12 protein-coding genes are annotated in these 13,850 nt (G+C 45.5%); 1 reads left to right on the plus strand and 11 read right to left on the minus strand.

The features are described from left to right. Positions 1-26: 26 nt before the first annotated feature. The 6 genes from msrA to BLQ13_RS02030 all read right to left on the minus strand — a co-directional run bounded on the left by msrA (position 27) and on the right by BLQ13_RS02030 (position 6,125). Positions 27-542, minus strand: coding sequence for a peptide-methionine (S)-S-oxide reductase MsrA (gene msrA, locus BLQ13_RS02005; protein ID WP_090915434.1), 516 nt, complete (start codon positions 540-542; stop codon positions 27-29). 224 nt (positions 543-766) lie between these two features. Continuing rightward, positions 767-1,024 carry a GlsB/YeaQ/YmgE family stress response membrane protein gene (locus BLQ13_RS02010; RefSeq protein WP_090915436.1) on the minus strand — a complete coding sequence of 86 codons (258 nt, stop codon included), beginning with the start codon at positions 1,022-1,024 and terminating at the stop codon, positions 767-769. A 363-nt stretch (positions 1,025-1,387) separates the two neighbouring features. Further along, complete coding sequence (locus BLQ13_RS02015) at positions 1,388-2,701, minus strand: AAA family ATPase (protein ID WP_420848893.1); 1,314 nt, start codon at positions 2,699-2,701, stop codon at positions 1,388-1,390. After that, positions 2,701-4,152 (minus strand): RtcB family protein, encoded by a 1,452-nt coding sequence (locus BLQ13_RS02020; RefSeq protein WP_090915704.1) that lies wholly within the window; start codon positions 4,150-4,152, stop codon positions 2,701-2,703. Before BLQ13_RS02020 ends, BLQ13_RS02015 begins: the two co-directional genes overlap by 1 nt. A 560-nt stretch (positions 4,153-4,712) precedes the next feature. Further along, complete coding sequence (locus BLQ13_RS02025; protein WP_420848890.1) at positions 4,713-5,534, minus strand: TerC family protein; 822 nt, start codon at positions 5,532-5,534, stop codon at positions 4,713-4,715. A 273-nt stretch (positions 5,535-5,807) separates the two neighbouring features. Further along, positions 5,808-6,125: a DUF3817 domain-containing protein gene (locus tag BLQ13_RS02030; protein ID WP_244159179.1), complete on the minus strand. Its 318-nt coding sequence runs from the start codon at positions 6,123-6,125 to the stop codon at positions 5,808-5,810. Between the two features lie 206 nt (positions 6,126-6,331). On the opposite strand from BLQ13_RS02030, the gene BLQ13_RS02035 reads away from it, so the two are divergent. Beyond that, complete coding sequence (locus BLQ13_RS02035) at positions 6,332-7,435, plus strand: glycosyltransferase family 4 protein (RefSeq protein WP_090915440.1); 1,104 nt, start codon at positions 6,332-6,334, stop codon at positions 7,433-7,435. Between the two features lie 14 nt (positions 7,436-7,449). Here the strand turns inward: BLQ13_RS02035 and BLQ13_RS02040 are convergent, their stop codons facing one another. The 5 genes from BLQ13_RS02040 to pulA all read right to left on the minus strand — a co-directional run bounded on the left by BLQ13_RS02040 (position 7,450) and on the right by pulA (position 13,573). Then, positions 7,450-7,812 carry an HIRAN domain-containing protein gene (locus tag BLQ13_RS02040; RefSeq protein ID WP_090915442.1) on the minus strand — a complete coding sequence of 121 codons (363 nt, stop codon included), beginning with the start codon at positions 7,810-7,812 and terminating at the stop codon, positions 7,450-7,452. A 38-nt stretch (positions 7,813-7,850) separates the two neighbouring features. Then, positions 7,851-8,822: a helix-turn-helix transcriptional regulator gene (locus BLQ13_RS02045; RefSeq protein ID WP_090915444.1), complete on the minus strand. Its 972-nt coding sequence runs from the start codon at positions 8,820-8,822 to the stop codon at positions 7,851-7,853. 288 nt (positions 8,823-9,110) lie between these two features. Next, positions 9,111-9,626, minus strand: coding sequence for a hypothetical protein (locus BLQ13_RS02050; RefSeq protein WP_090915446.1), 516 nt, complete (start codon positions 9,624-9,626; stop codon positions 9,111-9,113). A gap of 148 nt (positions 9,627-9,774) precedes the next feature. Continuing rightward, the gene (locus tag BLQ13_RS02055; protein ID WP_090915447.1) at positions 9,775-10,407 is read right to left on the minus strand and encodes a 50S ribosomal protein L25; all 633 of its coding nucleotides are present in this window, start codon (positions 10,405-10,407) and stop codon (positions 9,775-9,777) included. A gap of 289 nt (positions 10,408-10,696) precedes the next feature. Then, positions 10,697-13,573 (minus strand): type I pullulanase, encoded by a 2,877-nt coding sequence (gene pulA / locus BLQ13_RS02060; protein WP_090915449.1) that lies wholly within the window; start codon positions 13,571-13,573, stop codon positions 10,697-10,699. Positions 13,574-13,850 lie beyond the last annotated feature (277 nt).

A 13,850-nucleotide genomic window follows, 5' to 3' on the forward strand; every position in this document is an offset into this window, starting at 1 on the left:
CTCCTCGCGGTGCTCTCCGGCTTCTTTTATTTCCAATTCTCGTTAATGAATTCGTCCCTACCGGACAGTGCCCGGTCTTCCTTGTAATGCTTCTCGTTTTTCTTGTGATAGTCCTGGTGGTAATCCTCTGCCGGGTAAAAAGTAACAGCATCCCGAATCTCGGTCACGATGGGCTGATTGAACCGCCCACTGACCGCGAGTTCCTGTTTGGATTGCTCGGCAAGCTGCCGCTGGCGTTCATTGTGTACAAAGATGGCGGTACGATACTGCGATCCTCGATCCTGAAACTGTCCTCCATCATCCGTGGGGTCAATCTGAGGCCAGTATAATTCTAATAAGCGCTCGTAAGGGAATACATCTGGATCAAATGTAATCTCCACGACTTCCACGTGCCCTGTTTCCCCAGTCTTCACCTGCTCATAGGTCGGATTTTCGACATGGCCACCTGTATAACCTGATACGATACCGTGGATGCCTGGTTGTTCCTCAAACGGGGTAACCATACACCAGAAACATCCGCCAGCAAACGTTGCTTTTTCCATCCCATTCAACTCCTCTGGTTCAAAACAATATCATGAAAGCATTAGCTCAGACACGCATTCATATTCCTACATTGTAAAACAACAAGAGGTTGATGGAAAGCCACCGCAATGGCTCTTCATCAACCTCTTCATTCAGCTTCGCATGGAAGCATTCATATTGATATGGTTCATACAGCTTTCAGCTGCACCATAACTTCTTAATCAGGAACATCGCTCGCTCTAGTTTACCCGCGGCTGCGTCCCATCGAACGGAAGATCAAGCTGACAATCGCTACAAGCACAATCGCACCAATCAATGCCGGTACAATGTGGAATCCGCCCATCTCAGGACCCATGTCTCCAAGAATGACTCCACCTAACCATCCACCGATAAAACCAGCAACGATATTACCAATAATACCGCCTGGGATGTCACGACCAACAATCAGACCTGCGAGCCAACCAATGATACCACCGATAATTAATGACCATAACCAACCCATATCATTCACCTCTATTTTATAAATTTTGTTGCGTCTGACTACTATTAACCGCTCCGAAGGCATTTAAACAACTGGCATAAAAATTGTTGCATATTACCATTGTCCAAAATGCTTCTTTCTCTGCTAACAGGTGCTCTGCGAGGGCATGACAACAGGCCGTGTCAGTTTCCGGCATCTCATCAGCACATGGCTGCGATATGTACCTCCCGAGAGTCATTGTATGTTACCAAAGACAAGGTTAGTATACCCAGTAAAGGTGAATTTATATTTATGGCTCAGAACCATTTATACTCCAAACTTTATAGTCCATCAGAATGGTATCAGTCAACGTATTAGATCAGAAAACAAGACTCATATAACAGATCAATAAAATCCAGCCCGACCCTTGCCCGGTTGTGCAAGCCAATTATGTTTATGACTTTTGTCCAGTTCTCCCCGCATGGACTGAATGACCTGAACAATATCGGTTCGCCCGTTTTGATGCCACTCCAGCGCAACGCTGACATACAATTCGCCGAGTTGGGCAAGCGAGAACGTATCTGTCAAGCGGGCCGCTTCGATCGTCCCTTCTTCACCTGCAAACACGCTAAACCCACGTTGCCGCAAATATTGCAAGCGTAAAGCTTCATCAGGCAGTGGAATCTCATAGGCTCGGTCGAATCGTCCGGCACGGTTCATGAGACCTGGATCGATTTTTTCCGGATAGTTTGTCGTACCGATCAAGAAAATCCCTTCTTTGGATGTCGCACCATCCAGTGTATTCAGGAAAAAGGAACGAACTTCATCCGGCATCGAGTCGATATCTTCAATGATCAGCACCATCGGTGCCAGTCGTTTGGCTGCATCAAACACTTCACGCACAGACTCGCTGTTGGTGTACTCCGTAATTTGCCAATAAGCTGCCGGTCCAGGAATACTGCCTGCTATCGATTTCACCAGCGTTGTTTTTCCGTTCCCTGGATGCCCATAGAGCAGAATACCGCGTTTGTAAGGGATGTCATAGTCCCGGTAAAAGGAACGATCCGCTTCAAAGAACTGATCTAGCGAGCGGAAAATATCCTGTTTGATCTGTGCGGAGAGAACTACATCTTCTCGGCTCACCGAACGAGTTATGGACTCTACATGACGGTCACTGCCATTGCGGGCATCCGTATAAACCGTTACTTTTTTCATATTTTGCTGACGTTCGCGTTCTCTTACACTTCCCAGGAAATGCTTCATCTCTTCATCCCCTACAGCGAACACAAAGTCTTCACTATAGATCCCGTTCTCTCGGAAAAAAGGTACCCGTACCAAAGCTACGCCCCATTTGGGATAATCAAATACGTTGTTGCGGATGGAATAATGCACACCATATGTTGGAACATCTCCATCATCATCATAATGAAGAGTCTGAAGCTCGAGATCCTCAAAGATACGAGCAACAAGCTCGACCTCGTCACTTCCGTTCTGCAAGTCTTCCCGCAACAGTTCCCAATATTCGTTGTTCGGATCAGAACTTGAATACAACTTGTATTCAACGCCGTAACGCTTTAGCAGTGCCTCACCTATTCCCCGAATCAGTCTTGAATAGACCGCGTATCCTTCAACCCGGATACGTGTATCATGCTGCTCGTCGTAGGAATAGATGGCTTTTGTTTCGTTCATTGGATTCATCTGTTTATCGTTATCGTTCATCATTTCGCTCCCTTTACCGCAGCAAGCGGTTTACATTTGGCTACCACTTGAGCCAGTCCGGCGCCGGTAACACTATCTATAATTTCATCAACGTTTTTATACGCCTGAGGTGATTCATCAATAATGGATTCCAAGGATCGCTGGTTCACAACGATCTCGTCCGCCGTTCCTACGCCAAGAGCTGTAGCAAAATCTTCAACCGTCACCAAACGTTTCGTTGCAGTACGTGACCGTACACGGCCCGCACCATGACATATCGAATAATAGTTGTCTGAGCCTTCTGGCTGACCGACCATGATATACGAGGCCGTCCCCATCGAGCCAGGAATCAGAGCTGGATGGCCTGTAGCCATGTAAGGTTTTGGATTATCCTGGTGGCCTGCAGGCAATGCCCGTGTTGCCCCTTTCCTGTGTACAAACACCGAACCACGCTCTGCATGGGATTCCTCCCAAGCATAGTTATGCATTAGGTCGTACAGTGTACGAAATTCGCATTTTGACCCGAATACATCCCGGAATGCTTCCCGGATTGCATAAGCGATGAGATGGCGATTCACTACGGCATAATTCAATGCGGAATACATCATGTTGACGTAATGGCGGCCTTCCGCATGCTCCAGCGGGGCAAATACCAATCGGGGATCGGAAGTTCCAAGGCCCAGCCGCTGCATGACTTTGGCAATCGCTGTCGAACTTGTCTGGCTAACATATCCGCCCCAAGCGCGGGAACCAGAGTGAATCATAACAGCAATCTGTCCATCATAAAGCCCCCAAGCCTCAGCTACTTCGCGATTTTCCTCAGCAATCTCAATCGCCTGAATCTCGGCAAAATGGTTCCCTCCCCCCAGCGTCCCCAATTGACGATGCGAACGGTGCCAGGTCATATCCGGAACAAGATTCAGTACATTCTCGTCATACGTAAACTTACTGCTCTCCACATGCGTCAGTGAAGTCGACTTTTTCGGTGTATAGCTATCCGGAATATATTTTTTCGGCAGTCCGTGTAGTCCTTTTTTCACAATATGCTCTAATCTTATATCGGAAAAATGGCCTCGCTGGCTGGCTTCCATCGGTAACACTTTTTCGATCGCTTTAACCAATTTGCGGCGCAGCTTTACATCTTTCAGATCATCCTTATGCAGATTGGTCAGATGAACTCGCATGCCACAGCCGATATCACTACCCACGATCGAAGGTGATACATATCCACTCTGTGCCTCCCATACCGCCGTCGTCCCAATACATGTTCCTACACCGACATGCACGTCCGGAGTATAACCCATATAAGAGATATCCGGAATCTGCAGATTATTGTTAGCCATCTCGAATACTTTGTAGTCCAGAGAAGAAAATAATTGCTGTGCCGCATATACGGTAAGTTCTCCCGCTGGTAATTTCACTTGATGGCGATAACCCTCAGTCATGTTGCTAAAATTTCCAACATTGTTCATTTCGTTATTCATAAATGATTGTAATTCCTTCCTGTTCCGTTCAGCAAATATAGTTTGCCGCGTGTTGTTTTGTAAAAAATACATAAAAAAGCCATGGACTGATCGTCCATGGCTTCTACTACATGACAATAACGGATAACAGCACAAATGAGTTTGCACCTGTTATCCATCGCTGGATACCGCGAAGAACACACATTGCCTATAGCGCTACACGCTGTATTCTATAAACAATATGCCCGTTCTTTATGTCGACCGTATGAGGCCAAAAAGACGATGAGCCGGATATACAATTGTGTCGATGCTTCTGTGTCCTAGATTCAATTCATAACCTAACGTCATGTCTCTCGGCCTCCCTTCATCATTGATATGTATATATTAATAGCACATCTTTTCAAATGTCAACCCTTTTCTTGGAAATTAATGCATTCTTATATTCTAACGAATGATGAAAAAGAGGAGGTTGTCCGGGGACATCCTCCTCTTTTTCATCAGTTTATTAGGTTATTCACCGCTGTTTCTGTCATATTCATCAGGCAAACAACATTCTCATGATCATGACCTTAGAGTTTAGCCTGTTCTTGCAATTCTTCCACAGGATTCTCATCTTCCTTCTCAGGTACTTTGGATGAAAGGAACCATCCACATACCGCAATCGTGATCAGTACAACATAAAAACCGATTTTCCATATTTTATTTTCCGGGAAATGCTCATCCAGTACGCCTAAGGAAGGGTGCGCCAATGTAATTACGGACAGCTTAACCCCTACCCAACCTACGATTACAAAAGCAGCAACTTCTAGACCCGGACGCGAATGAAGCAATTTCACGAAAAACGATGCTGCAAAACGCATGATAACGAGCCCGATAAAACCGCCGAGGAAGATGACAATGAACTGTCCACCATCCAAGCCGCCAATTGGCGGCAAGCCGCTTGGTGGCAACGCAACCGCCAAAGCAACAGCTGCTAAGATTGAATCTACTGCAAAAGCAATATCTGCGACTTCAACCTTAAATACAGTCATCCAGAATCCAGATTGTTTCTTTGGTTTTTTTGGTGCATCGTCAGCTGCCTCGTCTGTTTTATTTCGACCACTCAATATCTTTTTGACGATATGGTTTATCGAAATGTACAGAAGGTACAATGCCCCGATCGCTTGAACCTGCCACACATCCACAAGGAATGAGATTAGGAATAGCGACCCCAGACGGAAAACAAACGCCCCCATCAAACCATAAAACAATGCTTTTTTACGCTTTTCCTCAGGTAAATGTTTTACCATAATTGCGAGTACCAAAGCATTATCTGCTGCCAGTAATCCTTCAAGGACAACAAGGACTAAAAGTACCCACCCATATTCTAATAACAGTGCTGCATCCAACATTGACTCCTCCTTAATATGCTTATGATGTACAAAAAAAAGGATCTTTACCATCGCTGGTAAAGATCCTTTTATAACCACAAAAAGAGACCTTTACCGAGCATAAAAACTTGGTAAAGGTCTCGCTAACAACAAAATGCTGCCAATAAAGCCGGGGATGTGATCCCGAATTGACGACTTTACTGTAAAAGCTACTCCCCTTTAACAGGAATATGTAGTTTTAGTTGAGACCGGTGAATAACCTGTATACATCATATTTCATAACATAAAATAAAGTCAAGCTTTATTTTCAGTGTTAAGGGCCAATTTTCGAAAAACAAAAAAATCATAAATCATATTGCCCAGCGGTATAAACGAAATGAAGAATAGCGCAATGGGACGGCGCAAACGCCACTTCTGAGTTGTGTATAAAGATACCATAAACAAGAGATGCATCAGAAACAAAAAACCATACAAGTTTCCGAACCAAGTCACCGCTTGAGGCATAACTCCTGCATCCCGAAGGGGAAACGCAACGAACAACAGTAAAATATATGAAATCCCCTGTAACCATAACATTAGCCGGAAACGACCCAGCATTGAACGTAACATCATCTTCCTCCTGCTTCTATGCAATACACGCTAGTTGAACCCTGTACAGTATATCACAAAAGCAGTGTCGATTTGCATCCAGCCAGGCTGTATTATATTCCATGTCATTTGCATGATCCAATATACGTCTCACAGGAGCCAAATATCCACCTCTAACATACAATGCATGAAATGTGTCATGAACATGTCGGACAAGGAGGAGTGGATTCATGAAGATCGTTCTGGTTGCACCAGAGAAGTTACCACTGCCTGGCAATGGTTCCGTGGAAATCTGTATATTAGGTATCGCACACGAACTTGCCCGCCGTCATCAGGTAACCGTTGTAAGTCGTCAAATTAAAGGGCTGCCGGCACTTCAACAGATCGGACAGATAACGATTCAGCGAATCTTTGCATCCAGTATTGTAGATTATACCCGGTCAGTTATTCGTTTGCTTCGTACACTCGATGTTGATGTTATTCAAGTGGATAACAGACCTCACAGCATGGCTACCATTAAACAAGCCTTTCCGCAAACACCTGTTATCCTCTATCTCCACTCACTTACATTCGTTCAACCCGGACCTCGGAAACTGTCTAGTCTGAAAAAAGCGGATTGTATTGCCGTGAACAGCCAATCATTGAAGCGTAGACTCAGCCGCCGTTTCCCTCCTGTAACGAAACGGTTAAATGTCGTTCCGCTAGGTACTGATCTTGACCGTTTCCGACCCGTTGCCAGCAATGAAGAACGGCTTCACTTGCGAGAGAAGTTTGGAATTACTGAACGTTTCACAGTCCTGTATGCAGGCAGAGTCATCCCTGGCAAAGGGGTCGATATTCTAATTCGTGCTATTGCTTTAGCACAAAAGCAAGTACCTGTCCAGCTGGTCATTGCAGGTAAGGGCCCTCCAAAGTATGTACGCTCATTACGTAAACTGACACAAAAACATAACGTTCATGCCGCCTTTTTAGGGCAGATGAATCATGAACAGATTGATCAGCTCTATCGAAGTGTAGACTGCCTGGTCTGTCCTTCACAGAACCACGAGGCCTTTGGCTTGGTGAATGTAGAAGCTATGGCCTCCGGCATTCCTGTCATCGCTTCGGATAATGGGGGTATAAGGGAGATTATCCATTCGGGAATGAACGGATACTTGATATCAGAGTATAAGCACCCTCAGCAGTTTGCTTCATCCTTGCGTCAATTGGCCACACGACCTGATCTTGTGCAATCCATGGGAAGAAGTGGCCGCGAAACAGCAAGTTCTCATTTCAGTTGGTCAAGAACCGCTCTCTACTTGGAGGCAGCTTACACAAGGCTCATCCGTTCATGAGCCTTTTTTCTTGATCAGGCTTTCTCACGGAACTGCCATTCCGTAATAATAGAGTCCATCTGAGATACAGGTACATGCATGATTTCGATCAGTTCAATAATTACCATATCCTTCATCATAAATCTTACTTTTGCACAAGTTTGTTGGTAGAAGACATCGTAGAATCCCGCACCAGTCCAGCATCCATGAGGTACCATAGCAGCATGGTTTACGATATACCCCACCTCCCCTATTGGGGGGATAACCACTTTAATGGCTTGATGATCCAAGCGATTATCTGGGTCCTTTACAAGATACAGTGTATCCCCCACATGCAGAGCCTGTGCTCCATGATAGTTTTCCATGCCCATCAAAGCGGCAAAAATTTTGTTACTCATACGAATGCTCCTTTTTACAGATATTCCTTGGCTTATGGCTATAAAGCCTCTTCATCTTTATAGTGCTCCAACCATTCCAAAAGTTGTTTGCGAATCTCTCTCCGATACTCGCGAGGTTCAAGTACCTCGGCCTCAGCACCGAACTGATATAACCATTGCAAAAATTCGCGACTGCTATTCAGTGTTACTTCAAATAACAAACCACCATCCATAAGATCTGTCATTCGTGGACGAACAAACATCTCTTCTTCTTTTATGTAAGGGGCCACCTTTTCGGAGAATCTTACCTTAAAATGAATATGTTCGTCCCCTCGGTCAACAGACCAAGTATTCTTCATATACTGAGTGATATTGAAGTCACCCATATCAAATGCAACATTGGTTCGTGTTACATCCAGGAAGCGGCTAATGCGAAACAATCGAACTTTCTGCTGTAGATGACAGTATCCAATCAGATAAAAACGTTGATCACGCGGTACGAGATAATAAGGGTCTATTTGCCTAACCGTAATCTCGTTATTGGTGAGCGTATGATATTGCGCCTGAATCGTCCGTCCATCTAAAATCGCTTCGATAATGGGAATTAACAAGTTTGGATCCTTTCCTTCTTCACGGTAAGCAGGTATCCCCATCCGAATAATCCCTGCAATATTTTCCACAATTTCACTGTTCCTTGTTTTTAGTTTGGTATGTGCCGATATAACCTTATCATATGCTGAGTCAAATTCAGCAGGTAATTTAGATGTATCGACTAAGGCCGGAAGCATACAGAATAGCATGGCCTCTTGTTCGGTAAAATCTAAAGGATACATGGCAAACTCACCGATAAATCGATAACCCTTTCCATATCCTTCGTTCATTATGGGAGCAACCCTGTCCAAAATCCGGAGATCGCGGTAAATTGTGCGCACCGTTGTACCACATTTCAGCGCCAATTCCTTTGCAGATATTCCGGGATTAGCTTGTATAGCCTGAAGTATACGCAGCAGACGAATTAATTTCTCTGTCATGTAGTTTCTCCCCTTCGATATTTTATCGGCAAGGAAAACTAGTTCCTTTAGTTCACATCTAAATCTTTAGTCCCAAATAAATTTTCGCAATTTCACCTTTTATTTATAGTCCAATTGCACTTTTCCCCTCTCTAAATATACATTCTCTTACTTGCTTGCGTAAATTAATAACCCGAAATCTGATTTTCCTAAGCCTGAAAGCCTATACAAATATCTAAAAAAAATACAAAAAAAGCCCTGATCTCTAGAAGAGACAAGGCTTCAAAAAGTTTTATTTGTATATTTTTATTAGTTGATTTCTTTCAACTTGTTCAGCACGTGAACCATACAATCGCATAACACTGGAATATCATGCATCTGCTCCTCGTTCACTTGCCGATCAAAATAGACACTTGCAGAAACGTTAAATGAGACCGGAGCTTCTCCAAAAAGATAGTGGATATGCTGAACTATCCGCTGATCGGGCCAATTTTCCTGCAAGACCACCTGGATGTCGTGACAACGTGTCTCCGGTTCTTTGTTTACCCACGCAAAGCGAAGCTCCAGTTCGCAGCCGGGATGGCTACCTGGGGTCTCCAGAATCTCTGCGGCTATAGCCTGTAGCGAACTTTTCAGTACCACTTCAGCAGTCACAGCAGCATGATCTCTCAGGCAGAACCGCAAGGTGAATTCCCGGGACATGCTTGCCATTTCTAATTGATCCCTGCGATGGGTAATGTGAATGCTCTCATCCAGATTGTCCAGGTCATAGAGGTAATTCTCGAAAGCTACTTTTAAATTATCGTATATCGTGGGGTCAAACATAGGGCAAACCTGCTTTCTTTTCGATTTCATCTATCTCACGTTGTACCACAAATACGCTCCTTAAATCCATATGAAAAAGCCCAGCCCACAAGAAGTGGACTGAGCTTGGACCTGATTTACGCAGAATTTTTGAAATTCCAGCGTTCGCCTATTCTTCTGCAGATTGACCTTCTTCTGCTTCTGGAGCCGCTTCATCAGCAGAAGCGGTTGGTTCCTCTTCAACAGCTTGCGGCGGCATAACCGAAGCCACGATAGAATCTGGTGATGTCACGAGCGTCAAACCTTTATCCAGTTTAATATCGCCTGCTGTCAAGCGGTCACCAATTTCCAGACCACTGACGTCGACTTCGATCGAAGTTGGCAGATCTGCTGGCAAACCTTCAACCTCCAGTTGCGTTTCTTGCGTCTGGAAGACACCGCCTGCTTTGGAACCAGCAGCAGTACCTTGGAAATCAATCGATACACTAACGCTAATCGGTTTATTTTTCGAAATTTGTAAAAAGTCAACGTGTAGCAGACGTCCATTACGCTCCTGCTGATCCTTGATCAGTACAGGAACGGTTTTTCCGCCCTCTACATTAAGGTTAAACATCTCTGAGCGGCCTGTACGAGCCATTTTCAGCATTTCTTTTTCATCCACATGTATGGCGGCACCTTCTTGTCCCGGTCCGTATACTACGGCAGGAACTCGTCCACCTTGTCTTAACAGGCGCAATGCTGCACCTTTCTTTTCAGTTCTTGGCGTTGCTGTAAGTTGAGCCATTTTTCCGTTGGATTTCATGGTTGAACATCCTCCTTCAAGGGATCCCTACTTTGGTTTTGTTGGCAAGCTCTACGGCTTCTCTCATAGACCAAAACGGTCTTTTTTCTGAGGCCATATGTTGGGCCATATCTATATTTACCCCAATGATCCGGCATCTAAAACATAAACCCGGAGTTTTTTATCCTTTTTTTGTAATTATATGTGTTTTGGAGCATAAGAAAACAGCCGGAATTCCTTCCGACTGTAAGATTAGTGCTTGGAGTGATGAAACGAATTACCTGTTCAAAACATTACAGAGAAGCACACATCATGCACTATTCAGATCATCCTTTTCAGGATTTTCTCGCACAATCTGCATTTCATCTGACCCACTTTGTACCCTAATCTGCAGATCACCATCCTCAGGCATGATATCCACATAGCGATCTCCACAAGTGTCCTTGGCCTCCCACTCATTCAGCCTGATGACAAAACCCAGATGATGCAGACCGGGAGCTACGCGGAACCGTGCTTTCGCAACATGGCCTACCCGCTCCAAGCGAATGGCTCCATCCTCCATACCCGTTCCCCATACCCAAACATCCCAGCCGTCATAACAGCCATCAGCGCGTTCGTAACAGATGGTCACGGTTCGTGACAGGTATCTGTGAACCGTAACCGCATATGCCGCACGAACGGAGCCTATTTCTGCGATGATCATGGACTTCCCCGAAGTCAGCGCCCTCACGATTCCCGCTTGGCTTACAGCAGCTACATCCGAATGAGCAGAACTCCAGCGAATATGAGCATCTGTAAGGGGTTGCCCATATTGATCCAGCACCAACGCACGGAAACGACTAACTCGAGTTGTATATAGCACTGGTTCACCTATGATCTCGATTCGCTCAGCGTAGCGGATATCGACCTGAACGGTACAAGACGCTGTGATCGAACCGACGCTTGCCGTAATTGACACTACACCACGACTCAATGTACGAATAGTGCCATCTTTTTCTATACGAACCATGTCTGGATCAGAAGAGTTCCATACCACAGGTACATTTTCCAATACATTGCCGATATGATCTCTCACCGTTGCTCGTAGCTGAGAAGTTTCCTGCGGAGCAAATACCCTGCGCGGAAGAGCGATTTGCAGTGCAGCCGGTTCTGACTGGGGCGTGAGCTCCTTGTCGTACAGAACCATAAGCGACCAACGTTCCATCTGAACCTCCCCCGTAACCGTCTCAATCACGTCGGTTCCAGCGGTATGATGATTCACAACAACCTTCCACTCACCCTCATCCAGGTGTATGGTCTGAGATTCCTCCGAACCGTTATAGATAATCATAATCCGATGCCATGAATCTTCGTTCGCTCCATGTTCAAGCATATACGCAACAACGTTTCCATCCATCCGAATGAAGCGGAGATGTCTGCGAATCTGTTCTGCCTCCATCATACGGAACGCCGGATGGGTGCGCCGCAAGTGGATCAGCCCACGATAATAGTCAAATACAGGCCTGAATCGGGCTTTATTGGCCCAAGTGATCGTATTTACCGCATCACCGCTTCGATAACTGTTATGATCTCCAGCCTTGGATCTTAACATCTCATCACCGGCATGTAGAAACGGTATTCCCTGTGAAGTAAGCAGGATGCCAGATGCAAGAATGGAACGGCGAACCATTTCATTATGCAATACATCTGCTTCATCGACATATCGATACGGATCTGCAGCCTTAACCGCCGACTCGGCACTGCCTCCCTCCACAGGCTGTCCGTCTTTCCATACAGGAAAGCCCAGATCATGTCGAAGATGGAGCGAGGTAGCCATTTTATCCCAGAGATTCAGGTTATCATGGGCGGTCACATAATTAACGGTTTCGGCGGGGGATGAGGTGAAGTCATCCAGTGCTCCCGCAACACCTTTGCCTATTTCATATTCCAAGCCGCCGGCACCTGTGATGAATCCTCTACTGCTACCGTCACTGTCTCCTTTAATCGCACCGCGAAAATGATCATTGAATACAGCAAATCCTTTGCCTCTCTGTGTTCCCTTGAGGGTTTGACGACCCAGCGGAGAGTCGCCTCCCATCCACGGCTCTCCATAGATCAGAAAGGTAGGGTCTATCTTTTCTTTTAACTGACGGGTAAGCTCACTCATCGTGTCCAGATCAATCAGTGCCATCAGATCAAACCGGAATCCGTCAATATGATATTCTTCTGCCCAATAGCGTAAGGAATCCAGAATATATTTTCGTACCATAGGACGTTCTGTTGCCAGTTCATTCCCTACACCTGAACCGTTGCTGAGTGTACCATCTTCATAATAACGATAGAAGTAACCTGGCACGATTCGCTCAAAAGGGCCTTTTTCCACACTGTACGTATGGTTGTACACGACATCAAGCACAACACGGATCCCTTGCTGGTGCAAGGACTGAATCATCGCTTTGAACTCCCGAATACGAACAGCAGGATCTCGGGGATTCGTCGAATAGGAACCCTCAGGTACATTATAGTGTTGCGGATCATAGCCCCAGTTATAGGGTACTTTGGCCGTTGGATCGGTGTTCGCTACTGCGAGTTCATTTACCGTCTGGTAATCGGCCACAGGCAGCAGATGTACATGGGTAATCCCCAGTTCAACCAAATGATCGACGCCAATTCGGTTGCCTGTCTCATCGGTAAGCCCGGTAGCCGTAAAAGCCATATACTTTCCTTTGTACGGAAGTTCGGCCTGAGGATCGGAAGAGAAGTCTCTTACGTGCAGTTCATAGATGATCGCATCAACCGGGCTTACAAAGGCGGGCTTTACATCTTGATCCCATCCCTCTGGATGAGTCATATTCAGATCAATGATCGCCGTCCGTTGCCCATTGGCTGTAACTGCTCTGGCGTAAGGGTCCGCTACTATTTCTACCCGTTGATCATGATGAACGATGCGATACATATAAAAGTGTCCTGCCCAGTCGCCCGAAAGAGTCCGTTGCCAGATCCCGTCCGGGTCACGTGTCATCTCAAATGCCTGACCATCCTCATGATGGGACACTTCGCCAAGATCGTTATACTCTCCCTCATATTCGAAAACTAATATATTAACCAGCTGTGCTGTAGGCGCCCATACTTTGAACGTACTCGCAGCACTGGTATAAGTTAAGCCAAGATCGTTGCCTTCATAACAAAAAGAAGTCCATTCCGGCATCGTTCTCACCGCCTTTATATCCTTTAATTTCGTATTGTCCCGATGTTACGAAGTGGGACGCCTTTTGTCAACCCGGGGTTGTCTGTACTCAACATATCGGTTAGATCGAAACAATTGATGAGCAATCGCTTTCATCTATCATATGTAAACAAGCGCAGCGGTTGACAACGTATGTACCTATGGAATCAAAAAAACACCCTCTTTTGATATCAAAGAGAGTGTTCCACTGAATGACTTTTAAACTGAAATACATCGTTATGACTTACTGCCCTGTTGT

The organism is Paenibacillus polysaccharolyticus, from assembly GCF_900102085.1.
GTDB classification, from domain to species: Bacteria; Bacillota; Bacilli; order Paenibacillales; family Paenibacillaceae; genus Paenibacillus; species Paenibacillus polysaccharolyticus.

Bases quoted from the DNA above. Each gene is read 5' to 3' on its own strand.
- msrA (WP_090915434.1), bottom strand. From the start codon at position 542: ATGGAAAAAGCAACGTTTGCTGGCGGATGTTTCTGGTGTATGGTTACC.
- BLQ13_RS02010 (WP_090915436.1), bottom strand. From the start codon at position 1,024: ATGGGTTGGTTATGGTCATTAATTATCGGTGGTATCATTGGTTGGCTC.
- BLQ13_RS02015 (WP_420848893.1), bottom strand. From the start codon at position 2,701: ATGAACGATAACGATAAACAGATGAATCCAATGAACGAAACAAAAGCC.
- BLQ13_RS02020 (WP_090915704.1), bottom strand. From the start codon at position 4,152: ATGAACAATGTTGGAAATTTTAGCAACATGACTGAGGGTTATCGCCAT.
- BLQ13_RS02025 (WP_420848890.1), bottom strand. From the start codon at position 5,534: ATGTTGGATGCAGCACTGTTATTAGAATATGGGTGGGTACTTTTAGTC.
- BLQ13_RS02030 (WP_244159179.1), bottom strand. From the start codon at position 6,125: ATGATGTTACGTTCAATGCTGGGTCGTTTCCGGCTAATGTTATGGTTA.
- BLQ13_RS02035 (WP_090915440.1), top strand. From the start codon at position 6,332: ATGAAGATCGTTCTGGTTGCACCAGAGAAGTTACCACTGCCTGGCAAT.
- BLQ13_RS02040 (WP_090915442.1), bottom strand. From the start codon at position 7,812: ATGAGTAACAAAATTTTTGCCGCTTTGATGGGCATGGAAAACTATCAT.
- BLQ13_RS02045 (WP_090915444.1), bottom strand. From the start codon at position 8,822: ATGACAGAGAAATTAATTCGTCTGCTGCGTATACTTCAGGCTATACAA.
- BLQ13_RS02050 (WP_090915446.1), bottom strand. From the start codon at position 9,626: ATGTTTGACCCCACGATATACGATAATTTAAAAGTAGCTTTCGAGAAT.
- BLQ13_RS02055 (WP_090915447.1), bottom strand. From the start codon at position 10,407: ATGAAATCCAACGGAAAAATGGCTCAACTTACAGCAACGCCAAGAACT.
- pulA (WP_090915449.1), bottom strand. From the start codon at position 13,573: ATGCCGGAATGGACTTCTTTTTGTTATGAAGGCAACGATCTTGGCTTA.